Origin of the sequence: Acidovorax sp. sif1233, from assembly GCF_019218755.1 — a bacterium.
Lineage (GTDB): Bacteria > Pseudomonadota > Gammaproteobacteria > Burkholderiales > Burkholderiaceae_C > Acidovorax.
Map to the genome: position 1 here is coordinate 413,825 of NZ_JAHUWZ010000001.1, position 24,237 is coordinate 438,061.

Sequence of the window (24,237 nt, forward strand, 5' to 3'; positions counted from 1 at the left end):
GCCGGGAGAAACGCACAACTTTGGATGATCTAGGGCGCCTTCCGCTGGCCAATGTCCCATCGAGCCAAGCAAAGCAATGTTGTTGCAACCATGTATTTGGCCACGCTGATCCACGAGTTGAATATGCGTGATGTCCCCACTGCACGCAAATTCATGGACACGGGAACTTCCGAGATCGTAAGACCGGCCCTGCGTACCAATAGCAGGGCCCCGAGGTCTTGGTAGTCCAGCAACGTGGCTTCGCGGGATGCGAGAACCCTCATCGCATGATGGTTGTACAGTCTGAAACCGGAAGTCAAGTCCCGCAAATCAAAACCTGCCAGTTGGCGAAACCATTGCCATGCAAGATGGCGCAAGCGGCTGGCCCGTTCTGGAAAGGCGCCAACGACCAAGTCTGACTGGTTTCTTGCCTGAAGCAGCACGGGGAGTTCATCCACCTCGTGCTGTCCGTCCGCGTCCATGGTGATGACGCCCCGATAGCCTTGCTGCAGGGCATAGCAGATGCCGGCTTGCATGCCGCCCCACGCCCCCATGGGCAGGGCTGGGTTCAACACATGTGCACCTGCGGCGGATGCAATGGCGCCTGTATCGTCGGTACTTTGATCATTGATGACAACGATGTTGTGCCAACCCTCTGCCTTCAGACGCAATAGCAATGCACCTATTGTTGCCGCCTCGTTCCGAGCAGGAATGACGATAAGAATGTCTTTGGGGGGACGGCGGAAATGATCGGCTTCCGGCGCCGCCAGTACGTACTGATCGGCAACAGCCTGCGCGCAAGCATCAATCGAAAAGTATGTTTGCAAGGCAGCTTTCCCTGTTTCACCTTTCAGGGCGCGAAGTGCGGGATCGTTCTGCATCTGCCGAATGGTGGCCTCCCAGTCGGCTACATCTTCAGGACGCGCCTGGAGTCCGGCGCCGGCGGTGGCTACCACCCATGGCATTCCGGAGCCTGGCAGCGCCGACACGATACACGGTCGTGCATAGTGCATCGCCTCAAGCAACACCATGCCAAAGGCTTCGGTACGTTCATGCGAGGCCAGGCAAAACACATCGCAGTCCTGCAGGAGAGCATTCTTCTCTTCGTCGCACACATTGCCCAACAAGCGCACATTCGCTGGCTTGTCAGTGGGCGCAAGCGCGCCAATCAGCGCCTGTAGCTCGCTGCGAAGTTCTCCGTCCCCAACGATCAGCAACTCCACGTTCTCCATGCGGGCTGCCGCTTTGATCAGCGTTTTAAAGCCTTTGTAGTACGTGAGCCTTCCAATGGACAGCAAACGAAGCCTATTGGCCTTCCATTGGGAGGGCGTGGGCACCTCGAACGTCAAATTCTCGGTATCCAGGCCCAGGGGAATGACGGAGCATTTGTGGCGCCAAGATTGCAGAGGTTCGCTCGATTCGAGATAAGGTTGCGAAGTAGCGATGACGCGCTTGGCGTGGTCCAGCACAGCCTGCTCGAATGGGCGATATAGCCGGTAGGCAAGTCCTATCGCGCTCTGCATGCGCGAGGCCACCACGTCTGAATGCCAGTGCACGACCCACGGTATTCCTCGCGCCGTCCCCAAAGTGAGAACCCAAAGTGCCGAATTGTTTGGCATGTGTAAATGCAGGACATCGGGCTTGTGCTTGGCAATGGACCTTGCCAAGGCCGAACGAAACCCGATTGCTATCGGCGCATAGACAAGTTGTAACTGCACAGGTACCCGTGTAATCCACGGCGGATCGTTTGGCTCGGGAGTTCCGTGCACCAGCGCGGCTGCATCAATTCCTGCGGCGCGCTGTGCCTTGATGAGGTCGGCCAGGAAAACTTCCATGCCCCCCCGATGGGGTGGATAAAACTTGCCGATGTGCAGGACACGCAGAGCCACAACGTGTCACGCCCTATTTTTTCTTGGGGGTCGCGAATACTTCCCGCATCTGAGGATATTGCGGATGCTTCGGGTCCAATTTGATGGCTTGGTCCAAGTCGTCCAAGCTTTCCTTTTGATGACCCGCACGGTGGTGTGCTACGGCACGTCCGTAGTATGCGGCCGCGCTGGGGTTGCTTGCAATGAGTTGATTGAACACTTCAATAGCGGCTCCGGTTTCGCCTTTTCCTACCTGCGCCATTCCCAATCCAAGCAGAAGTCGAGGGTCATTGGGCGCGGTTTGAAGTAGAACATGGAAGCCTTTGATAGCTTCATCATAAAGCTCCGCTGCCATGGCGGTCTCGATCTGGCGCACGCGCACCGTGGGCAGGATGCTTGCCTGTTCAGGGTCCTTCTCTGCCATGTCCAGCGCCGTACTGAAGCTCTCAAATGCAGGCGCCAGCTGTCCAAGCGCCGCTTGGGATTCGCCACGATGGTAGTACAGGGATACTTCTGCATACCCCTGGGCTTCGGCGGTGGCGAAAGCACGGAGCGCTTCTGTATGGTTCTTCTTGAGTTGGAGGATCACGCCCGTATTGAACAGCGTGCTATTCCCCAGCTCTCCCTGGTCGCCAAGGGCTTTTGCAACAGACAGATTTCTTTCCGCTGGATCGACCATCTTTTTGCCAAGGTAATACGCTCCCAGATTCAGAAAGGGGCGGCTGCGGCCCACTGCGCTGGGGGGCGCCTTGAGGTTGATTTTCTCCGCGGCATCCGTCCAGGCAGTCACCTCGTCACGCAACGACAGATTGCGCTCCAGCGCCAGTGCAGCAAACAACAAACCGAGTACGGCGCCGAGTGCATAGATGGTACGGGGCCTGAAGCCCGTGAGTGCTATCGCCAGCAATCCAGCAAGCGCCACACCCCAAAGATAGCTGCGATACAGCACAAGTGGATCCTGTACCCAGACGGTGGCGAACTCCGTGGCAAACCACAACAGTGGAAAAAGGAGGAGCAGCGCCGCAAGGCTCAGTGCGCCCGTGCGCCGCAGCAGCAACCAGGCGGAGCCGCAGAGCAGTGCCACATAGCCCAAGGCTCCCACAATATGCCAGGATGAGGCGAAGCCCAACGGAAATGCCGGGCGCAAATCGATGGACATCCATCCAACATAAGGCACCACCCACAGCAGGCCGTAGGCAAAGAAAAGTGCAGCCTGGTTGAGGATGCTCAAGGGGAACATCTGCTGCGAAATTCCAGGCCGCAGCGTCTCAAGCTGCTGGGCGAAGGCCACGGACTGCGCATCAAAGAGCTGGCCTATCAGCTCGCCGCGAAAGCGCAGGAGCGCGGCAGTAGCCAAGGCCAGCAGCAAGAGCGTGGCCCCCATCGCCATGGCGATGTTTCTGAGGCTGGGGCGGCGAACATGGACATACAGTGCCATGCCCACGGCGACGGTCATGACCGCATGCTCTTTGGACAGCAAGGCCAGCAAGTAGCTGGCCAATGCGCCCACATACCAGACCACTCGCTGTGTTTCCAAAGCGCGCACAAACGCCCAGCACGCGAGCACCGAGAACAGCGTTGCCATGAGGATTGATCGCTGTACCAGGTAGCCCACCGCGTAGACGGCTACCGGATTGAGCGCAAACAAAGCGATGCCCACGCGCAATGCGGCGTCTTGGGATGATGCGAAGTGAGCCTGTTCCTCGATGTCCTGCGGGAAGCGGGTATGGGCCATCAGCGACTTGAAGAGCGCGTACATCGCAGCCACCACACCCAGGTGCAACGCCATATTGACCAGCCGCTGCTTCCACCAGCCGCTGCCCACGAGCTGGTCGACCCAGACGAAACTGCCATACGACACCATGCGCTGCTTGATCTCCAGCAGGTTGCCGTACCTGCCGAAGATGGAACCATCCGTGAGCCGCATGTCATCAAACAGCAATTCGTTGTGGAGTCCAGGCACGTAGACGCCCAGCACGGCCAACAACAAAATCAGAGCGTAAAGATAGGGTGCTTTGCCGTGTGCAGCCATGAGGGCGAGTGGGGGATGTGGGCTGCGCGCCTGCAAGAAAACGGTACAGCGAAGGCAGTGTAGCAGACCAAAAATACGCGGCGAACCGTGAAAAAGCCCACAAAACAACTGCCTGCGGCGTTGCATATGCCGCACATACATTCGCTTTCTGTGGTGTTGATTTGTTACATGCGCACCTCGCCCGCGGACCACGGCACCCGTCATTCCCGGGCACTGTGGGCCAGCATCAATTCCAGGTTCTGAACCGCGGCCCCTGAAGCCCCTTTGCCCAGGTTGTCGAACACCGCGGTCAGAAGCACCTGTCCATGGCGGTCGTTGGCGAAGACCCCCAACTGCAGCTGGTTGGTGTCGTTGAGGGCCTGCGGGTCCAGATGCTCGGCCGCCTCGGCCTGGGCAAGGTCCATGACGTCGACATGCGCCGCGCCAGCGAAGTGGCGCGCGAGGCAGGCGTGCAAGTGCCTGCCCGTCGTGCCCGCAGGCAGCTGCCGCAGCAAGAGGGGAATGGTGAGCGCAATGCCCTGGCGAAAAGAGCCATAGGCGGGCAGGAAGAACGGGCGCTCAGACAGGCCTGCATGCAGGGCGATCTCGGGCGTGTGCTTGTGTTCCAGCTGCAGGCCGTAGATCTGGAAGGCCGGCGCGTTGGCGGTGTGGGCGCCTTCATGCTCCTCCACGCGCGCCCGGCCGCCACCTGAATAGCCAGAGACTGCGTGGATGGTGATGGGGTGGTCCGCAGGCAGCAGGCCCGCCTGTACCAGAGGCCGCAGCAGGGCGACGGCACCGGTGGGATAGCAGCCGGGATTGCTCACGCGCCGGGCGCGGGCGATTCGCGCGGCCTGCTCTTTGTCCATTTCGGGAAATCCGTAGACCCAGCCGGGGGCGGTGCGGTGCGCGGAACTCGCATCGATCACGCGGACCGAGGGATTGACGACGGCGGCGGCCGCTTCCCGCGCCGGGGCATCCGGCAGGCAGAGGATCGCGACGTCGCAGCTATTGATGGCCTCGGTCCGCCGGGCCGCGTCCTTGCGCTCGCCCTCGGGCAGCGTCAGCAGGCGCAGGTCTGTGCGATGGCGCAGACGGTCGTGGATCTGCAGCCCGGTGGTGCCCTGGTCGCCATCGATGAAAACAAGGGGAGCGCTCATGGGGTGTTCCTGGTGTGTGAATGTGGGTAGGGAATCTTCAACGGAGGCATAGAATTTGAAAAGTTGAATTTCACAAACATCAGCATCAGTTTTACTGAACGTCATGCGCGAACTCAATCTGGACCGCCTGCGCACACTGGTCACCATCGCCGACCTCGGCTCGTTCGCCGAGGCCGCCCGCGTGTTGCACCTTGCCGCGCCCACGGTCAGCCTGCATGTCGCCGACCTGGAGGCGCAGATAGGCGCGCCCCTGCTCGTGCGCAAGCGTGGCGAAGTGAAACCCTCCGGCGTGGGCGAATCCCTGGTCGAGAGGGCGCGCCGCCTGCTGGCGGATGCCGAGGAGGCGCTGGACGTCGTGCAGCGGCAGGTCCAGGGCCTGTCGGGCCGCGTGCGGCTGGGTGCCTCCACCGGTGTCATTGCGCACCTGCTGCCCCGGGCGCTGGAGGTGGTCGGGCAGCATCACCCCGGCATTGACGTGCAGGTGGCGGTGCTCACGTCGCAGGAGACCATGGCGCGCCTGGCCAACGGCTCGCTGGATGTGGGCCTTGTCGCGCTCCCGCAGGGCGCCGTGCAAGGTGTCAAGGTGCTGCCGTGGCGGCGTGACCCGGTGATGGCGTTTGTTCCCGCCGCATGGCCCGCACCCCGGCGTGCGACGCCGCAGTGGCTGGCGAGCCAGCCGCTGATCCTCAACGACGTGGGTACCAGCCTGTCGCGCCTGGCCAGCGAGTGGCTCGCCCTGGCGGGCAGGCATCCCAAGGCGCGCATCCAGCTCAACTACAACGATGCCATCAAGAGCCTGGTGGCGGCGGGTTATGGGGCCACCCTGTTACCGCACGAGGCGTCCGCGGCCGTGCCACTGGACCCGCGCATCCGCATGCTGGCGCTGCGCCCCGCACTGTGGCGGCCACTGGGCATCGCGCACCGGGCGGGGGCGGTGGAGCGGGCGACCCAGCATGTGCTGGACGTGCTGTGGCAGCAGCGGCAGGCGTGAAGGCGCAACGAAGGCGTGTGGGCGGCCTGGGGAGCATTGGCGTCGCGGCGCGCCGGCAAGAACCCCTGCCGAGAAGATCTGCCGGTGGCGCCCGCCTCTGCATGGCCTCGTGCTGCGGATTGAGTAGCGGTTTAGGGGCCACGGGGGCGGTCTTCACGCTGCACGCCTTCGGGGCCCTGGCGGCGCGTCAGGCCACGGCATCCGGCGCAAGCGCGCTCAGCACCATGCGCACGATCAACGCTTCGGCGTTTTCATAGTCGCGTTCGGTCAGTGACGGCTTGCCCAGCAACAAGGCGAATTGCGCTTCCTGTTCCGCATAGGCCTGCGTCACGGACCAGATGATGAACATCAGATGGGTGAAGTTCACCTTGGCGATGCGGCCTTCGCGCGCCCAGCGCTCGAAAGTGCGCACCTCGGTCTTGAGCAGCGGGCCGACGCGCTCGCGGATGGCCTTGCCATAGCGTGGTGCACCGGCAATCACCTCTTTGGTGAATACCTTGGCTCCCTGGGGGTGCACGCGCGAGTATTGAAGCTTGGCGCGGATGTAGCGGCGCAGGGCCTGCTGGGGATCTTCGCTGTGCGAAAGGTCCTCCATGCCGGCCAGCCACTGGGTGAGCACGTCGTCCAGCACACGCTGGTACAGCGCTTCCTTGCTCGGAAAGTAGTACAGCAGGTTGTGGCGGCTGATGCCGATGGCGGCCGCTATGTTCTCCAGCGAGGCGCCTTCGAAGCCGAATTGCGCGAAGTGGTTCTCGGCCTCCGCCAGGATGCCCTGCTCCTTGAGCAGGCGGGATGCCGTGGGCGCGCGGGTGGCGGCCGTGTCGTCGGGGGCGGGGGATCTCGGTGCCTTGGCCCGCGGGGGCGCGGCGGGATCTGGAGGGGGCTGGCGGGCGTCTGTCATCGCACCATTGTGGAACAAGCGAGGCCTCGAAGACTGGCAATTGGCTGGCATGGCGCTTGCTCTAGGGATTTTACCAATTGGTAAATTTTTACGGGTTGGTAAATTGACCCACATCGCAGGGCACCGCGGCAAATAAAGCGGCGGGCACCTGCACCCCACAGCGAGGACCACGATGAAACCTCCGAAGTTCGCGGGCGCAAGCACTCTGGCTTGCGCTGCGTTGGCTGGCACGCGGCATGCCCGCCACAGGTGCCACAAAGCCCCAGGGCGCGGGGCGGCCCGTGCCGCGCATGCCTGGATCTCCACCCCGAACCTTCCGGAGGAAGACTGATGGACACACCCGCAAGCCGTGCCTGCGGCATACATGCCGCGCGCCTGAACCTGGCCGACTACGCCCGCAACTTCAGCGACGCGCACCCGCCGCTCACCCGCCCGCAGGCGCTGATCGAAGCCGAACGCTGCTACTACTGCCACGACGCTCCGTGCGCCACGGCATGCCCCACGGGCATCGACATCCCGTCCTTCATCCATCGCATCGCGCAGGACAACAACCGGGGCGCGGCCCGCGCCATCCTGCAGGCCAACCCCCTGGGCGGCATGTGCGCCCGCGTGTGCCCCACCGAGGTGCTGTGCGAGCAGGCCTGCGTGCGCAACACCAACGAGGACAAGCCGGTGGAGATCGGTTCGCTGCAGCGCTACGCGACCGATGCCTTCTTCGCCAACCCGGGCGCGCCCATGTTCCAGCGCGCCGCGCCCACGGGCCGGCGCGTGGCCGTGGTGGGGGCGGGGCCTGCGGGCCTGGCCTGTGCCCACGGGCTGGCGCTGCGCGGACATGACGTGGTGCTGTTCGAGTCGCGCCCCAAGCTGGGAGGGCTCAACGAATATGGCCTGGCCAGCTACAAGACCACCGACAACTTCGCGCAGAAGGAGGTGCAGTGGCTGCTGTCGGTGGGCGGCATCGAAGTGCGCACCGGCCAGCAACTGGGGCGCGACATCACGCTCGATGGCCTGCTGGCCAGCCATGACGCCGTGTTCCTGGGCCTGGGCCTGCAGGGCGTGAATGCCCTGGGCATTGCCGAGCCTGCGGCGACAGGCCTGCGCAATGCGGTGGACTTCATTGCCGAGCTGCGCCAGAGCGGCGACCTGTCCACCCTGCCCGTGGGCCGCCGCGTGGTGGTGATCGGCGGCGGCATGACGGCGGTGGACGCCGCCGTGCAGTCGCGCAAGCTGGGCGCCGAGGACGTGACCATCGTCTACCGCCGGGGCGCCGACGCGATGTCGGCATCGCCTGTGGAGCAGGAATGGGCACAGACCCACGGCGTGAAGATCCGCCACTGGGCCGCGCCCCAGGAGGTGCTGTGCGAAGGGGGCGCGGTGAAGGGCGTGCGCTTTGCGGCGACGGCGCTCGATGCCGCCGGCAAGCTGGTGAACACCGGCGAGACCTTCACGCTCGACGCCGACATGGTGCTCAAGGCCATTGGCCAGACCTATGTGTCCGAGCCCGCTGGCAAGGCGATTGCGCTGGAAGGCGGCCGCATCGCCACCGACAGTGCGGGCCGCACCAGCCTGGCGCGTGTCTGGGCCGGGGGCGATTGCCGCGTGGGCGGGCGCGACCTGACCGTCGAGGCCGTGGAGCACGGCAAGGTGGCGGCCCTGTCCATCCATGAAGCGCTGGGCGTGCCCGTGGCGCTCGTGGCCTGACGCGTTCACCGCAACTCACTGCATTTCACGGGAGCACCCCATGGCAGACATCCGCAGCAATTTCCTGGGCATCCAGAGCCCCAATCCCTTCTGGCTCGCCTCGGCGCCGCCCACCGACAAGGAGATCAACGTCACCCGCGCCTTCGAGGCGGGCTGGGGCGGCGTGGTCTGGAAGACGCTGGGCGAAGACCCGGCCGTGGTCAACGTCAACGGCCCGCGCTACTCCACGCTGATGTCGCAAGACCGCCGCGTGATCGGCCTGAACAACATCGAGCTCATCACCGACCGGCCGCTGCACACCAACCTGGAAGAGATCAAGCGCGTCAAACGCAACTGGCCCGACCGCGCCATGATCGTCTCGCTCATGGTGCCTTGCGAGGAGCAGAGCTGGAAGAGCATTTTGCCGCTCGTCGAGGACACCGGCGCCGACGGCATCGAGCTCAACTTCGGCTGCCCGCACGGCATGAGCGAGCGCGGCATGGGCGCCGCCGTGGGCCAGGTGCCCGAGTACATCCAGATGGTCACGGCCTGGTGCAAGCACTACAGCCGCCTGCCCGTCATCGTGAAGCTCACCCCCAACATCACCGACGTGCGGCACCCGGCGCGCGCGGCCAAGGCGGGCGGGGCGGACGCGGTGTCGCTCATCAACACCATCAACTCCGTGATGGGCGTGGACCTGGACCGCATGGTGATGAGCCCCAGCACCGACGGCTGGGGCTCGCACGGGGGCTATTGCGGCCCGGCCGTCAAGCCCATCGCGCTGAACATGGTGGCAGAGATCGCGCGTGACGCGCAGACCGCCGGCCTGCCCATCAGCGGCATCGGCGGCATCACCACCTGGCGCGACGCGGCCGAATACATCGCCCTGGGCTGCGGCACGGTGCAGGTGTGCACGGCTGCCATGGTCTACGGTTTCAAGATCGTGCAGGACATGTGCGACGGGCTGTCGAACTTCATGGATGAGCACGGCTACGCCACGCTCGACGACTTCAAGGGCCAGGCCGTGCCCACCGTCAAGGACTGGAAGAACCTCAACCTCAACCACATCGAGAAAGCCGTCATCAACCAGGATGCCTGCATCCAGTGCGGCCGCTGCCATGTGGTGTGCGAAGACACCTCGCACCAGGCCATCACCTTCACCAAGGACGGTGGCGTGCGCAAGTTCGAGATCAACGAGGCCGAATGCGTGGGCTGCAACCTGTGCGTGTCGATCTGCCCCGTGCCTGAGTGCATCACCATGCGCGCGCTGGAGCCCGGCGAGGTGGATGTGCGCACGGGCAAGACGGTCACCGGTGAATACGGCAACTGGACGACGCACCCCAACAACCCGCAGCGCGTGCCGGCGGCGGCATGACGCTGGAGGCGCCCGATGTGGTGCGCGTTCGCAACGCGTGCTGCGCTGCATCTGGTGCGGTCCTTGCGTGATCTATAGCATCGCTCGCTTCCTTTGGCCCGCATCTGAATGCACCGGGGCGCCGGACCAGACAGCGGGTTGTGTGCAACCCCAATGAGGTCTTTGACAGGAGTACAGGCATGACGAACAGTACCGGTGGCGCTGCCCATGTGGCGGGGCTGATGCCCGGCGCAGCATCCAACACGCTCGCCAACGAAGATTTGCTCCCCACCACCGCCGCGCAGCGGCACTGGACCTGGAAGGACTTTGCCGCGCTCTGGGTGGGCATGGTGGTCTGCGTGCCCACCTACACCATGGCCAGCTCCATGCTGGACCAGGGCTTCTCCTGGCAAATGGCCGTGTGGCTGGTGTTCCTGGCCAACTGCATTGTGCTGGTGCCCATGGTGCTCATCGGGCGCGTGGGCCCCAAGTACGGCGTGCCGTTTCCGGTGCTCGCCCGCGCATCGTTCGGCGTGAAGGGCGCCAACCTGCCCGCCGTGCTGCGCGGCCTGGTGGCCTGCGGCTGGTTCTCCATCAACTGCTACTTTGGTGCGCTGGCGCTGCATGGCTTCCTGAACATCGTGGGCATGAACCTCGCGGGGCCGGCCGATGGCCAGACCATCAGCACCTCGCAGTTCATGTGTTTCCTCGCCTTCTGGGCGGTGCACATCTGGTTCATCTGGCGAGGGCCGGAATCCATCCGCAAGCTGGAGGTCATCGCCGCGCCGCTGATGATCGCCGCCTCCATCCTGCTGGTGGTGGTGCTCATGGTGCGGGTGCCCTCGGGCCAGCTCTTCAACCTGCCCGCCAAGGTGGTGGAAGGCGGGCCCAAGACCTGGGCCGCGCTCACCGGGCTGGTGGGCTTCTGGGCCACGCTGGCGCTCAACATTCCGGACTTCACGCGTTTCGCCAGATCGCAGAAGGACCAGGTCCTGGGCCAGGCCATCGGCCTGCCGATTCCCATGGCGCTGTTCTCGATGGTGGGCGTCATCGGCTTTTCCGCGTCGGCCATCCTGTACGGCAAGGCCCAGCTGTTCCCCGACGGCCTGTTGACCCAGATGGGCAGCGTGGCGGCCGGCCTGGGCCTGCTGGTGATCCTGCTGGCCAACCTGACCACCAACGTGGCCGCCAACCTGGTGTCGCCTTCCTATGATTTCAGCCAGTGCGCGCCTACCAGGATCAGCTTTCGCATGGGCGGCATCATCGCCGCGCTGATCGGGCTCGTGTTCATGCCCTGGAAGATCCTGGCCACATCAGGCGGCTACCTCTTCACCTGGCTGGGCGGCTACGGCACGCTGCTGGGCGCGATCGCGGGCATCCTGCTGGTGGACTACTACCTGGTGCGCAAGAGCGAGCTGAAGGTGGATGACCTGTACCGCCGCGGCGGCGAGTACGAATACAGCAACGGCTGGAACCTGCATGCGCTCATGGCCTTCTTCCTGGGCGTGCTGCCGTGCCTGCCGGGCTATCTGGCGGTGTCGGGCGTGGTGGACAAGGCCAGCATGCCCGCCATCTGGCTCACCCTGTTCGATTCGGGCTGGTTCTTCAGCCTGGCCGTGGCCGGCACCTACTACTACCTGACCGCGAAGAAAAAGCAATGACCTCCGGCCCTGCCTGGGCCTGGTGCCAGCGCAGGGCCTCTTTTTGATCTGCATCCCTGAAGGAGATCCCCATGACCCAAGCCCTTGTGATCCGCGGTGGAACCGTGGTCAATGCCGACCGCGAGCAGCCGGCCGATGTGCTGTGCGTGGACGGCCGCATCGTGGCCGTGGGCGAGAGCGTGGCGGCGCAGGCCCCCGCGGGCGCACAGACCCTGGACGCCAGCGGCCAGTACGTGCTGCCTGGCGGGATCGATCCGCACACGCACATGCAATTGCCGTTCATGGGCACCGTCACCATGGACGACTTCTTCACCGGCACGGCCGCGGGCCTGGCCGGGGGCACCACGAGCATCATCGACTTCGTGATTCCCGACCCGCAGGAGCCCATCCTCGACGCCTACCGCAAGTGGCGCGGCTGGGCCGAGAAGTCGGCTGCCGACTATTCCTTCCATGTCGCCATCACCTGGTGGAGCGAGCAGGTGCGCGCCGACATGGGCACCCTGGTGCAGCAGGAAGGCGTGAACAGCTTCAAGCACTTCATGGCCTACAAGAACGCCATCATGTGCGACGACGAAACCCTGGTGAACAGCTTCAAGCGCGCGCTGGAGCTGGGCGCCATGCCCACGGTGCATGCCGAAAACGGCGAGCTGGTGTACCTGCTGCAGCAGGAGGTCGCCAAGATGGGCATCACCGGCCCCGAGGGTCACCCGCTCTCGCGCCCGCCCATGGTCGAGGCCGAGGCCGCCAACCGCGCCATCGCCATTGCCGACGTGCTGGGCGTGCCCATCTACGTGGTGCATGTGAGCTGCATGGAGTCGGCCGACGCCATCGCCCGCGCCCGCGCGCGCGGCCAGCGTGTGTACGGCGAGGTGCTGGCGGGGCACCTGCTGGTGGACGACAGCGTGTACCGCGACCCGGACTTCGCCAAGGCCGCCGCCTATGTGATGAGCCCGCCCTTTCGCCCCAACGTCCACCAGGAGGCGCTGTGGCGCGGCCTGCAGTCGGGCCAGCTGCACACCACCGCCACGGACCACTGCACCTTCTGCGCCGCGCAGAAGGCGGCAGGCAAGGACAACTTCGCCAAGATCCCCAACGGCACGGGCGGGGTGGAAGAGCGCATGGCCGCCATCTGGGATGCGGGCGTGAACACCGGGCGCCTCACGCCCTCCGAGTTCGTGGCCATCACCTCGGCCAACTGCGCCAAGCTGTTCAACATCTACCCGCGCAAGGGCTTCATCGGCGAGGGTGCCGACGCCGACCTGGTGCTGTGGGACCCTGAAGGCACCAAGACCTTCTCGGCCAAGACGCAGTTCAGCAAGGGCGACTTCAACATCTTCGAGGGCCGCACCGTGCGTGGCATCCCGAGCCACACCATCAGCCAGGGCCGCGTGGTGTTCGCCAACGGCGACCTGCGGGCCGAACAGGGCAAGGGCCGCTACATCAAGCGCCCCGCGTTCGGCGCCAACTTCCAGGCCGTGCAAAAGCGTGCGCAGGACCTGGCGCCTACCGCTGTCGCACGTTGATGGACTCGCTGACCGATTCAATGCCTCTGGAGAACACCATGGACACCAAAGTCAAACCCGATATCGAGAACCTGCGCATCAACGGCCAGCGCCTGTGGGATTCGCTCATGGAGCTGGCGCAGATCGGCGCCACCCCCAAGGGCGGCGTGTGCCGCCTGACCCTCACCGACCTGGACAAGCAGGGCCGCGATCTCGTCACCCGCTGGGCGCGCGAGGCGGGCATGACGGTGACCATCGACAAGATCGGCAACGGCTTCATGCGCCGCCCCGGGCGCAACAACAGCCTGCCGCCCATCATGACCGGCAGCCACATCGACACCCAGCCCACGGGCGGCAAGTTCGACGGCAACTACGGCGTGCTGGCGGGCATCGAGGTGGTGCGCACGCTCAACGACCACGGCATCGAGACCGAGGCGCCCATCGAAGTCGCGTTCTGGACCAACGAGGAGGGCAGCCGCTTCGTGCCCGTGATGATGGGCTCGGGCGTGTTCGCCAAGGCCTTCACGCTGGAACACGCCTACGCCGCCACCGACACCGAGGGCAAGACCGTGAAGGGCGAGCTGGAACGCATCGGCTACGTGGGCGACCAGGAACCCGGCGACCACCCCATCGGCGCGTATTTCGAAACCCACATCGAGCAAGGCCCGGTGCTGGAAGACAACGACAAGACCATCGGCGTGGTCAGCGGCGTGCTGGGCATCCGCTGGTTCGACTGCACCGTGACCGGCATGGAAGCCCACGCCGGCCCCACGCCCATGGCGCTGCGCAAGGATGCGATGCTGGCCGCCACGCGCATCATGCAGGACGTGGTGGCGGCAGCCCACCGCCACCCGCCGCACGGACGCGGCACCGTGGGCATGGTGCAGGTGTTCCCGAACAGCCGCAACGTGATCCCCGGGCGGGTCAAGTTCAGCATCGACCTGCGCAACAGCACCGACGAACTCGTGGACCAGATGGCCGCCGAGGTGAAGACCCTGGCCGGGCAGGTGGCCCAGGAACACGGCGTGCAGGTGCACATCGAGATGGTGTCCAGCTACCCGGCCCAGGCCTTCCACGAGAACTGCGTGGAGGCCGTGGGCCGCGCGGCCGCCAAGCTCGGTTACAGCCACATGCCCGCTGTCTCGGGCGCGGGGCACGATGCCGTGTACATGGCCAAGCTGGCGCCCAGCGGCATGATCTTCATCCCGTGCAAGGACGGGATCAGCCACAACGAGATCGAGGATGCCAAGCCCGAGCACATCACGGCGGGGTGCAACGTGCTGCTGCATGCCATGCTCGAGCGGGCGGGGACTTGATGCTATCTGAATGATAGCTGCCAGCGCTTGATGGACAAGCGCTGGCAGCAGTTCTTGCCCGAAATGCGGCCGTGCGCCGTCAGTGCAGTTCCGTCAGCCCCAGGAAGTGGTCCAGCATGTGGAAGTGGTCTTCAAAGAACTCCTCTTCCAGGCCCGCCAGCTGGCCGATGGGCGTCCACTGCACCAGCATCGCATCGTCATCGGCCTGCACCACGGGAAAGGGCGCGTCCCCCAGATCGAAGTAGTGCGCGTGCGTGAGCGTGCGCCCGCGCTGGCTGCGGTCGGGGTGGTCGAACACGGCCACCGACTGCAGGGCGGCGCGCATGGTGGCCTCGGGCAGGTGGCAGTGGGTTTCTTCCACCAGTTCGCGCAGGCACGACTGCCACACGGTCTCGCGCTGTTCGATGAAACCGCCGGGCACCGCCAGCTGGCCCTTGCCGGGGGCGTGGGCGCGGCGTATCAGCAGCACATGGTCGCGGCAGCGCAGCACGGCGTCCACCGTCACGAACACGGGCGGATAGGGCGCGGCCGCCCAGGCCTGGCGGTAGCCGCGCAGCATCCGCCACTCCTGCTGCAGCGCCAGGTAGTGCGGGGTCTGCGCGAACTGGACCAGCGTGGCCAGGGTGCTGGGGGGCATCTGGTTGGCCAGGGGGGCGAGGGCGGAGGGAACGGTGTCGGGGCTCGCACCAAACCAGGCGTCGCGGATGGCCGTGGCGTCGATGGGGCCCTGGCGCTCCACATGGATGAGCTCCCAGCCGGGGAACGCGCTCAGGTAGCCGCTGGTGGCGTCCTTGAAGTGGCCCACCAGCCCGGTGCGCGCATTCGGTGCGGTCAAACGCGCCACACCCTGGCGCACGGCCTGCACCCACACGGCCTCGTTGTAGTAGTCGCGCATGGGCAGCACCTGCACGCGGCTGCGGTCGGCCTCGGGCAGCGCCATCAGCAGCATGGCTTCGCGCTCCTGCCAGGTGAAGGGGTTCTTGGGCGAGCGCGCCTGCCAGGCCGAGCCCACCACCACGATGACCTGCTGCGCGCTGTCGAGCGCGCGCCGCAGCAGCGCGATGTGGCCGTTGTGCACGGGTTCAAAACGCCCGATGTAGATGGCGGTATCGAGCATGTGTCTCCATTGCTGGGTTGTATTTTTGAGGTTTTTTGGCCGCTGGCGCTTGTCCATCAAGCGCCAGCAGCTATCTTTTTTGTAGTGATTTTATCTGATCGATGGTTCATGCATACCGTGCCGCAATCGGCATCTGCCGCCCGCTGCCAAACGCCCGGGGCCGCACGCGCAGGATGGGCGGGGCTTGGCGGCGCTTGTATTCGTTGCGCGCCACCATGCGGCGCACGCGCTGCACCAGGGCGCGGCCCGCCTCGTCCTGCTGGAGGTTAGACACAAAAGCCTGCGCGGCCGTGAGTTCGGCCGTGGAGAGGCGGTCGCCTTCTATCAGCAGCTTGAGCACTTCGTCCAGCACCGGGTAGGGCGGCAGGCTGTCCACGTCGCGCTGGCCGGGGGCCAGTTCGGCAGACGGTTCCTTGTCGATGATGGCCTGCGGAATCAGCTCGCGCCCCGCGTGTTCGTTGACGTGGCGCGAAAGCGCAAACACCTCCGTCTTGTACAAGTCGCCCAGCAGGCCCAGGCCGCCGTTGGTGTCGCCGTACAGCGTGCAGTAGCCCACCGAGATCTCGGACTTGTTGCCGGTGGTGAGTAGCAGGTGCCCGAAGGCGTTGGAGTACTCCATCAGCACGGTGCCGCGGATGCGCGCCTGCAGGTTTTCGAGCGGCAGGCCCGCCAGCGGCTGGCCGAAGCTTTCTTCGTATTGCCGCGCATAGCCCGCCACCAGGTCGGCAATGGGGTGCGTGTGGAGCTTTATGCCCAGGTTGCGGCACAGCGCCACCGAATCGTCCACCGAGCCGCTGCTGGAGTAGCGTGACGGCATGGTGATGCCCACCACGTTCTCGGGCCCCAGCGCCTCTGCAGCCAAGGCCAGCGTGAGAGCGCTGTCGATGCCGCCCGAGCTGCCCACCACCACCTGCTTGAAGCCGCAGCGGCGCGCGTAGTCCCGCAGGCCCAGCACGATCTGCTGGCGGTAGAAATCCGGGGTGGGGATGCCCTGCACCGGCACCGGGTCGGGCCGCTTCAGTTGCGCCGCCAACGCCGATCCCGGCTTGGCGGCATCGCGCTGGTCGGGGCCCTTCGCTGCCGCCGGCGCGGTACTGTCAGCCTGGCCGGGCCCGCCGGTAAAAAAGCGCCCGCTGTCGAACAGCAGGGTGCGCACGTCTTCGACAAAACGGGGCGCTTCGAACACGACGCCGGAATCGGGCTCGGCCGCGAACGACCCGCCGTCATACACCAGCTGGTCGTGGCCGCCGATCTGGTTCACATACAGAATGGGCAGCCCGTGCCGCTTGGACGAGCCGCCAAACATGGCGTGGCGCTGTTCGCGTTTGCCCACGTGGCTCGGGCTGGCATTGATGCTGATCACCAGATCCGGTGACGCATCGCGCATGCGCTCGAACGGGTTGACCACGTAGTCGCCGCCGTGGTCGTTCCAGCCGTCCTCGCACACCAGCAGGCCCACCTGAAAACTGCCCACGCGCAGCACCTTGGCCACGTCCGGCCCGGGCTCGAAGTGGCGGCGCTCGTCAAAGATGTTGTAGGTGGGCAGCAGCTGCTTGGCATATTGCAGGCGCACGGCGCCGTTTTGCACCACCACCAGGCTGTTGTGCAGGCGCTTGCCGGGCCCGCTGGCGCGGGTGGGCGTGCCCACCACCCAGTGCAGGTATGGCGTCTCGGTGGACGCTGCTTGCAGCGCGGCGATGCCGGCCTCCACCCGCTGGATAAATTCCGGCTCGTCCAGCATGTCGCCGGGGTAATAGCCGCACAGCGACAGTTCGCTGAAGACGACGATATCGGACTGCTCGGCCGCAGCCTGCCGCGCGGCGGCCACCATGCGGTCGACGTTGCCTTCGATGTCGCCAACGGTGAAATTCAATTGAGCGATCGTGATGCGGAGCATGGTGTCATTCATCCTAAGGTTCGAGTTCATCGGTGGCCGCGACACTGGCGCTGCCCATGCCAGGGACGCCGAGCAAGGGCCGCCCCGCAGTGAGGGCGTCGTCCCCCTGGGGGGAAGGCGCGAAGCGACTCAGGGGGGCTTCTTATGCGACGTTGAAGACTTGGCGGAGGTAGGCTAAGTACGTTTCATCGTCGCACAGCGTCTTGCCCGGCGTGTCCGACAGCTTGGCCACAGGCTGCCCGTTGGCGCGGGTGAGCTTCATCACGATGTTGAGCGGCTTCATCTCCCGCGCATCGCCCATGTCGTTGGTGAGGCTGGTGCCAATGCCAAAACCCAGCTGCGTGCGGTCGCCAAAGTGGCGATACAGCTCGAGCGCGCGGTTGAGCGTGAGGCCGTCAGAGAACACGAGGCGCTTGGTGTGCGCATCGATGCGCAGCTTCGCATAGTGCGCCAGGGCCTTCTCGCCCCAGGCCACCGGGTCGCCCGAATCGTGGCGCAGACCGTCGAACAGCTTGGCAAAGTACAGATCGAAGTCGGCCAGGAACGCGTCCATGCCCACGGTGTCGGTGAGCGCGATCCCGAGGTCGCCGCGGTACTCCTGCACCCAGTCTTCCAGCGCGGCCTTTTGAAAATCGCGCAGGCGCACGCCCAGCGCCTGAAAGGTCTGCAGATACTCGTGCGCCATGGTGCCGATGGGCACCAGGTTCAAGTCGCGCGCCAGCAGCACGTTGCTGGTGCCCTTGAACCACTGCGGCGTCTGCTCGGCACATGTCTGCACGACCTCGCGCTGCCACGCGCCGCTGTAGCGCCGGCGCAGGCCAAAGTCGAAAATCTCGAACGGGTGGCGCAGCGTGGCCTGCTGGGCCAGATCCTGCAGCTGGCCCACCTTGGTGGCCAGCCGCTCGCGGCCGCTGGCAAGGGCTGCTGCGGCATCGAAGCGGCGGAAATACAGCTCGTTGACGATGGCCAGCACGAAGATCTCGAAGCCCATCACATGCACCTGCGGCCCGCGCGCCACGATGGTGAGGGTGTCACCCTCGGCCCGCGCCTCGATGAAGTTGCGCTGAAACTGGAAGAGGCGCAGGAAGTCGACAAAGTCGCTCTTGATGAAGCGCAGGCCGCCCAGGTAGTCGAGCTCGCCCTTCGTGAAGCGCAGCGAACACAGGTGGTCAAGCGCAGCATTCACCTCGGGCAGCAGCTCGGCCAGCGGGTACAGCGGCTGGTTGCGGCACACAAAGCGGTACTCGCTCTGCGTCTGGGGGTGGCGGTGCAGCAGCGCCTGCCACATGGTGAACTTGTATAGGTCGGTGTCGAGCAGGCTGGTGATGACTTGGTTCATGGTGGTCCTTCGTGAGGCTGGGGCCGCAAGACTGGTGGAGCGGGTGGATGGAGCCTGCGCGGTGCCTCAGCCGGTGGGCGCGCAGGTTTTGTCAAAATTAATAGCTAGAAGTGCTTATCCAACAAGCGCTAGAGGCTGATTTCACTGCTATTTGCAAGCTGCATGCCCTGCGCACGCATCGCCTCAAGGAACGCGGTCTGCTGTGCCTCGAAGCCAGGCACCGGGCTCATGCAATCGGTCAACAGCACGATGTGGGCGGGCCGCGCGCTGGCGGCCTGCAGGCGAGGCAGGTGCTGCACGATGTGTTCGGTGGTGGCGCGCACGCAGTGGCTGCTGGCCTCGCCCGCGATGTAGAGCACATCGGCGGTGTCGAGCGCTGCGAGCAACCGGGCGTTGAGCGCAGTATCCGGGTCGGCAGGGTCCACCACCTCGGCCTCAATGGCGCTGTAGTGCTCGGTCCACGGGTTGGTGCCCTTGAACACGTTGTGCACTGCGCGCTGGCGCTGGAGTTGCCACTCGCCACAGGCAGACAGCACATCAGCATGCACACCGTGGCCCCAGCTGCCGATCTCGCAGTGCACGGGCCAGACCATGAGCGTGTAGCGGCCCTGGGCTTCGAGCGCATCGAGGTACGCCAGGGTGCGCGGCAGCGCTTCGGCATTGCGCGGGGCGAAGGCGCCGGCGCGCACTTGCGCAGCGGTGATGGGCGTGAACGCGGCAACTGCCTGGCCACTGCCTTGCTGCCAGAAGCCGGGGTGGGCGATGTCAAAACGCTGGTGCGAGTCGAGCGTGACGGTGATCGCATCGAGCTGGCCGGCGTGTGCGCGGATGAACGCCGCCACCCGCTGCATGTCGGCGTGGGCGCCGGCCACGGGCAGGCTGGGCGCTGTGCGGGTGCCGTCCGGCTGGTGGGGGTGCCAGTCGCCGGGCAGGTCACAAAAGTCATTTTGCGGGTCGATCACCAGCAGCTGGATATTGCGGGCCATGGTCTTCTCCTCAGTGGTGATGCCAGTCTAATAGTGTTAATTCAAAACTGCAACTAACTCGCTTGAAACTCTATGTAGCGTTGTCTCTGGTACTGCGATTAGCTGGAATGATCTTCACCTTCCGCTTCGGCAGTGGTAGCCTTGTTTGTCTCAAGTTGCAATGAACTCCCCACCGCCCATGAAAGACACACCCGCCCCCGCCGTGATCTGCACCGTCGACGTGGTGTTGCTGACGCTGCGTGGCGACGCGCTGCAGGTGGCGCTGGTGCGGCGGGATCGGGCGCCGTTTGCGGGTGCCCTGGCGCTGCCCGGCGGTTATGTGCATGCCCAGGAAGATGCCGACGCACAGGCCAGCGCGGCGCGTGTGCTGCGCGACAAGGCGGGGCTGGCAAGCCCGTACCTGGAACAGCTGGCCACGTTCTCGGGGGCGGTGCGGGACCCGCGGGGCTGGTCGGTGGCGGTGGCGTACTGCGCACTGGTGCCGCCGGAGTTGCTGGCCCCGGCCGAGGGGCGCATTGAATTGGCGCCCGTCGATGCCCTGCCGCCGCTGCCGTTCGACCACCGCCAGATCGTGGAGGTGGCCGTGGCGCGGGTGCGCAGCAAGAGCCAGTATTCGTCGCTGCCGGTGCACCTGTGCGCAGAGCCGTTCACGTTGCCCCAGTTGCAGGCCGTATATGAAGTGGTGTTGGGCGAGGCGATCAACAAGGTGAGCTTTCGGCGCAAGGTGGAGGAGCTGGCGATGCTGGAGCCGATCCCGGGCGCGCTGCAAATGGGCGCCGCCCACCGCCCCGCCCAGCTGTACCGCCTGCGCCCCGCCTACCGCCGCAAGCTGTCGCTGAGCGAGCGTGGGCTGTAGCTGCCGGCAGGCGTTGGCGCAATAGTGTTGGACCTGTTGCGCAAAATCTGGCACAAACGCAAACTTTGCCTCCCATGATCGCCCGGTGCATCCTTGCAGCCAGGGCGGCAGGGCGGGGCCCACCGGGCGCCCGTTCTTTCCAATAACAAGCTGGCCCAGAGCGCCGGCACCTGAGGGATTTCCATGTCTTTGCGGCTCAAATTCAACCTGGTGCTGGCAGTGGTCCTGCTTGTGGCGGCAGCCGGTGCGGGGGCGTACGTGCACCGCTTCCTGCAGCAGTTGGCCATCGAGGAAGTGCAGCACAACTCGCAGATGATGATGAACGCGGCCATGGCCATCCGCGACTACACCACCGAGCTGGTCAAGCCGCACCTGGATGTGACGCTGGCCGAGAAGTTCTTGCCCCAGACCGTGCCCGCCTTTGCCGCCACCGAAACCCTGCGCCGCCTGCAAAGCCGGTTTCCGGGTTACGAATACAAGGAGGCGGTGCTCAACCCGACCAACCTGCGCGACCGCGCCAACGAGTGGGAGGAGCGCATCATTGGCGACTTCCGCGAAGGCCGGGCCGACCTCAAGAAAGAGGTCACGGGCGAGGTGGGCGAGGGCATGCACCGCGCGATGTATGTGGCGCGTCCCATCACTATCAAGCAGGCCCAGTGCATGGCCTGCCATAGCACGCCCGCGGTGGCGCCGCCCACCATGCTCAAGGTGTATGGCGACAAGAACGGCTTTGGCTGGGGCATGAACGAAACGGTGGGCATCCAGGTGGTGAAGGTGCCGATGTACTTCCCGCTGGAGAAGGCGCGCCAGACCTTCTATACCGTGATGGGCGCGCTGCTGGGCAGCTTCGTGCTGCTGTTCGTGGTGCTGAACCTGTCGCTGTCCTCGCTGGTGATCGAGCCCATGGCGCGCCTGAACCGCAAGCTCGAGGACCTGGCCACCAAGGACTTCCTGACCGACCTGGTCAACCGCCGCCGCTTCTTCGAACGGCTGGAGACCGAGATGGCCGACACCCGCATCAAGAAGAGCCACCTGTCGGTGGTGATGTTCGACATCGACTTCTTCAAGCGCATCAACGACACCTTCGGGCACGATTCGGGCGACGTGGTGCTCAAGAGCACGGCACTGCGCGTGCGCGAACTGCTGCGCTCGTCCGACTGCGCGGCGCGTTTCGGCGGGGAGGAGTTCATCATCCTGCTCAAGGAAACCCCGGTGGATGCCGCCATGGCCATGGCCGAGGCCGTGCGTGCCCGCATCGCCGGCGCGCCCTTCGATTCGGTGGGCCATGTGAGCGCGAGTTTTGGCGTGGCGACCTGGGACCACCACGAAGACGCCCATGCCCTCATCAAGCGCGCGGACACCGCCCTGTATGTGGCCAAGTCCCGGGGCCGCAACTGCGTGGTGCAGGCCGAGGAAGCGGTGGCCTGAGGCGCTGATCACGTTCCCCCGCGGGGGCGCGACGCGCAATTCACGCACTGTCTTCGCATGGGGTGAGAAGGGTGCCGTCGCCGCTCAGGCAGTCGTCGTCTTTGCTTCTTCGTAGGTCGCCAGGTATTCCTTGGCCAGCTGCATCTTCTGCTTTTCGGTCAGCAGCTTGCCGGCCATCTGGAAGAATTTGTGTTCCTCTTCTTCCAGGTGGTGCTCGACCTTCTCGGCCAGTTTTTTGGCCAGCGGCAGCCAGGCGGGCGTTGCGGGGTCGGCATCCTCCAGCGATTCCACCAGTTCATCGAGCTGGTGGTGTTCGGAGATCGCGTGGCGGGATAGATCAACGCCCGCATCGTGCGCCATCAGCGGAATGTAGAAATGCCGCTCTTCGGCCAGCTCGTGCGCCAGCAGTTCTGTCTTGAGCTGCTCGAACAGGTCGTGCCGCTCGGGCGTGTCGCCGCTGGTATCGACCAGCTGCTTGCACAGCGCGCGCTGCCGTTCGTGGCTTTCGCGCAGCGCTTCAAAGATGTTGAGGGCCATGGGATTCCTGATTTCTTTTCTTGTGCGTGGATCGTGGGGGTGCAACCAAGCCGTGGCGGCTACTTCAGCGCCTTGCGCGCGGCGCCCACGCCCACGGCGGCGAGGACCACGAACACCACGGCGATGATCAGGAAGATCACGAACAGCACTTTGGCAATGCCAGCGGTGCCGGCAGCCACACCGGTGAAGCCCAGCGCACCTGCAACCAGGGAAATCAGGGCAAAAATGATGGCGTACTTCAGCATGATGGTCGCTCCTTGCGGGGGTTGAAGAGCAGCCCGGGGCTGCGTGAGGGTGTGCAGGAACGATACCGGTGGGGCGGGGGCGCGGCCGTCAGCCCGGGCGGGTTGCCGCTGTAGGAGAGGGCCCCTGGGCGCGGCTGCCAGACGCAGCGCGAAAAAAAGCCGCAACGCCTGGGCGTTGCGGCTTGGGGCCGGGGAGGGCTTACGGGGCGTGATTCGCGCGGCGGGTTTTACAGCCCTGCTGCTGCGCGCAGTGCCGCCGCCTTGTCCGTCTTTTCCCAGCTGAATTCGGGCTCTTCGCGGCCGAAGTGGCCGTAGGCCGCCGTCTTTTCGTAGATCGGGCGCAGCAGGTCCAGCATCTGGATGATGCCCTTGGGTCGCAGGTCGAACTGCTCCTTCACCAGCGCGGCAATGCGCTCGTCGGAGATCACGCCCGTGCCTTCGGTGTAGACCGTGATGTTCATCGGCTCGGCCACGCCGATGGCGTAGGCCACCTGGATCTGGCACTGGCGCGCCAGGCCGGCGGCCACGATGTTCTTGGCCACGTAGCGGGCGGCGTAGGCGGCCGAGCGGTCCACCTTCGTGGGGTCCTTGCCGCTGAAGGCGCCGCCGCCATGGGGGCAGGCGCCGCCGTAGGTGTCCACGATGATCTTGCGGCCTGTGAGGCCGCAGTCGCCCTGCGGGCCGCCGATGACGAAGCGGCCCGTGGGGTTGATCAGGTAGCGGGTGTCCTGCAGCCATTCCTTGGGCAGCACGGGCTTGATGATCTCTTCGATGATGGCTTCGGTGAACGAGGCCTTCATCTTGGTTTGCGTTTCGCTCTGGTCGGGGTGGTGCTGGGTAGAGAGCACCACGGTGTCGATGCTGTGGGGCTTGCCGTCCACGTAGCGCATCGTTACTTGCGACTTGGCGTCGGGGCGCAGGAAGGGCAGGCGGCCGTCCTTGCGCAGCTGGGCCTGGCGCTCCACCAGGCGGTGGGCGTAGTAGATGGGCGCGGGCATCAGCTCGGGCGTCTCGTCGCAGGCGTAGCCGAACATCAGGCCCTGGTCGCCGGCGCCGGTGTTCAGGTGGTCGTCGGACGCATGGTCCACGCCCTGGGCGATGTCGTTGGACTGCTTGTCATAGGCCACGAGCACGGCGCAGCCCTTGTAGTCGATGCCGTAGTCGGTGTTGTCGTAGCCGATGCGCCTGATGGTGTCGCGCGCCACCTGGATGTAGTCCACGTGGGCGTTGGTGGTGATCTCGCCGGCCAGCACCACGAGGCCGGTGTTGGTCAGCGTTTCGGCGGCGACACGCGAGCGGGGGTCCTGCTTGAAGATCGCATCGAGAATCGCGTCCGAGATCTGGTCGGCCACCTTGTCGGGGTGGCCTTCGGAGACGGATTCCGAGGTAAAGAGAAAGTCGTTCGCCAT

19 protein-coding genes are annotated in these 24,237 nt (G+C 65.3%); 8 read left to right on the forward strand and 11 right to left on the reverse strand.

Going from position 1 to position 24,237, the window contains the following annotated elements:
- Window positions 1-29: 29 nt before the first annotated feature.
- The 3 genes from KW843_RS01860 to argC form a co-directional block, all read right to left on the reverse strand.
- Window positions 30-1,814, reverse strand: a complete 1,785-nt coding sequence (locus tag KW843_RS01860; RefSeq protein ID WP_218293387.1) for a glycosyltransferase — start codon at window positions 1,812-1,814, stop codon at window positions 30-32.
- Window positions 1,815-1,881: 67 nt separating this feature from the next.
- Window positions 1,882-3,879 (reverse strand): tetratricopeptide repeat protein, encoded by a 1,998-nt coding sequence (locus KW843_RS01865; RefSeq protein WP_218293388.1) that lies wholly within the window; start codon window positions 3,877-3,879, stop codon window positions 1,882-1,884.
- Window positions 3,880-4,079: 200 nt separating this feature from the next.
- Window positions 4,080-5,018, reverse strand: coding sequence for an N-acetyl-gamma-glutamyl-phosphate reductase (gene argC, locus KW843_RS01870; protein ID WP_218294402.1), 939 nt, complete (start codon window positions 5,016-5,018; stop codon window positions 4,080-4,082).
- A gap of 103 nt (window positions 5,019-5,121) precedes the next feature.
- Here argC and KW843_RS01875 point away from each other — a divergent pair, with 103 nt between their 5' ends.
- Complete coding sequence (locus KW843_RS01875; RefSeq protein ID WP_218293389.1) at window positions 5,122-6,009, forward strand: LysR family transcriptional regulator; 888 nt, start codon at window positions 5,122-5,124, stop codon at window positions 6,007-6,009.
- A gap of 187 nt (window positions 6,010-6,196) precedes the next feature.
- On the opposite strand, the gene KW843_RS01880 is transcribed toward KW843_RS01875, so the two are convergent.
- Window positions 6,197-6,910, reverse strand: a complete 714-nt coding sequence (locus tag KW843_RS01880) for a TetR family transcriptional regulator C-terminal domain-containing protein (protein WP_218293390.1) — start codon at window positions 6,908-6,910, stop codon at window positions 6,197-6,199.
- A gap of 330 nt (window positions 6,911-7,240) precedes the next feature.
- Here KW843_RS01880 and KW843_RS01885 point away from each other — a divergent pair, with 330 nt between their 5' ends.
- The 5 genes from KW843_RS01885 to KW843_RS01905 all read left to right on the forward strand — a co-directional run bounded on the left by KW843_RS01885 (window position 7,241) and on the right by KW843_RS01905 (window position 14,423).
- Window positions 7,241-8,611: an NAD(P)-dependent oxidoreductase gene (locus KW843_RS01885; protein WP_218293391.1), complete on the forward strand. Its 1,371-nt coding sequence runs from the start codon at window positions 7,241-7,243 to the stop codon at window positions 8,609-8,611.
- Between the two features lie 40 nt (window positions 8,612-8,651).
- On the forward strand, window positions 8,652-9,965 hold the full coding sequence (gene preA / locus KW843_RS01890; RefSeq protein WP_218293392.1) for an NAD-dependent dihydropyrimidine dehydrogenase subunit PreA: 1,314 nt from the start codon (window positions 8,652-8,654) through the stop codon (window positions 9,963-9,965).
- 179 nt (window positions 9,966-10,144) lie between these two features.
- Complete coding sequence (locus KW843_RS01895) at window positions 10,145-11,605, forward strand: NCS1 family nucleobase:cation symporter-1 (protein WP_218293393.1); 1,461 nt, start codon at window positions 10,145-10,147, stop codon at window positions 11,603-11,605.
- Window positions 11,606-11,676: 71 nt separating this feature from the next.
- A complete protein-coding gene (gene hydA / locus KW843_RS01900; RefSeq protein ID WP_218293394.1) occupies window positions 11,677-13,128 on the forward strand; it encodes a dihydropyrimidinase in 1,452 nt (483 codons plus the stop codon).
- A 38-nt stretch (window positions 13,129-13,166) separates the two neighbouring features.
- Window positions 13,167-14,423, forward strand: coding sequence for a Zn-dependent hydrolase (locus KW843_RS01905; protein WP_218293395.1), 1,257 nt, complete (start codon window positions 13,167-13,169; stop codon window positions 14,421-14,423).
- A gap of 79 nt (window positions 14,424-14,502) precedes the next feature.
- Here KW843_RS01905 and KW843_RS01910 read toward each other — a convergent pair whose 3' ends face one another.
- The 4 genes from KW843_RS01910 to KW843_RS01925 all read right to left on the reverse strand — a co-directional run bounded on the left by KW843_RS01910 (window position 14,503) and on the right by KW843_RS01925 (window position 19,762).
- On the reverse strand, window positions 14,503-15,540 hold the full coding sequence (locus tag KW843_RS01910; RefSeq protein ID WP_218293396.1) for a bifunctional nicotinamide-nucleotide adenylyltransferase/Nudix hydroxylase: 1,038 nt from the start codon (window positions 15,538-15,540) through the stop codon (window positions 14,503-14,505).
- A gap of 106 nt (window positions 15,541-15,646) precedes the next feature.
- On the reverse strand, window positions 15,647-17,437 hold the full coding sequence (locus KW843_RS01915; protein ID WP_218293397.1) for an NAD+ synthase: 1,791 nt from the start codon (window positions 17,435-17,437) through the stop codon (window positions 15,647-15,649).
- Window positions 17,438-17,579: 142 nt separating this feature from the next.
- On the reverse strand, window positions 17,580-18,776 hold the full coding sequence (gene pncB / locus KW843_RS01920; protein WP_218293398.1) for a nicotinate phosphoribosyltransferase: 1,197 nt from the start codon (window positions 18,774-18,776) through the stop codon (window positions 17,580-17,582).
- Window positions 18,777-18,904: 128 nt separating this feature from the next.
- Window positions 18,905-19,762, reverse strand: a complete 858-nt coding sequence (locus tag KW843_RS01925) for a cysteine hydrolase (protein ID WP_218293399.1) — start codon at window positions 19,760-19,762, stop codon at window positions 18,905-18,907.
- Between the two features lie 178 nt (window positions 19,763-19,940).
- Between KW843_RS01925 and KW843_RS01930 the strand changes: the two genes are divergently transcribed.
- Both KW843_RS01930 and KW843_RS01935 read left to right on the forward strand, forming a co-directional pair.
- Window positions 19,941-20,618 (forward strand): NUDIX domain-containing protein, encoded by a 678-nt coding sequence (locus KW843_RS01930; protein ID WP_218293400.1) that lies wholly within the window; start codon window positions 19,941-19,943, stop codon window positions 20,616-20,618.
- Between the two features lie 183 nt (window positions 20,619-20,801).
- Window positions 20,802-22,046 (forward strand): diguanylate cyclase, encoded by a 1,245-nt coding sequence (locus KW843_RS01935; RefSeq protein WP_218293401.1) that lies wholly within the window; start codon window positions 20,802-20,804, stop codon window positions 22,044-22,046.
- An 84-nt stretch (window positions 22,047-22,130) separates the two neighbouring features.
- Here KW843_RS01935 and KW843_RS01940 read toward each other — a convergent pair whose 3' ends face one another.
- The 3 genes from KW843_RS01940 to metK all read right to left on the reverse strand — a co-directional run bounded on the left by KW843_RS01940 (window position 22,131) and on the right by metK (window position 24,237).
- Window positions 22,131-22,583, reverse strand: a complete 453-nt coding sequence (locus tag KW843_RS01940; protein ID WP_218293402.1) for a hemerythrin domain-containing protein — start codon at window positions 22,581-22,583, stop codon at window positions 22,131-22,133.
- A gap of 59 nt (window positions 22,584-22,642) precedes the next feature.
- On the reverse strand, window positions 22,643-22,828 hold the full coding sequence (locus tag KW843_RS01945) for a DUF1328 domain-containing protein (RefSeq protein WP_218293403.1): 186 nt from the start codon (window positions 22,826-22,828) through the stop codon (window positions 22,643-22,645).
- 227 nt (window positions 22,829-23,055) lie between these two features.
- Entirely contained in the window at window positions 23,056-24,237 is a 1,182-nt protein-coding gene (gene metK, locus KW843_RS01950) for a methionine adenosyltransferase (protein ID WP_218293404.1), read from the reverse strand.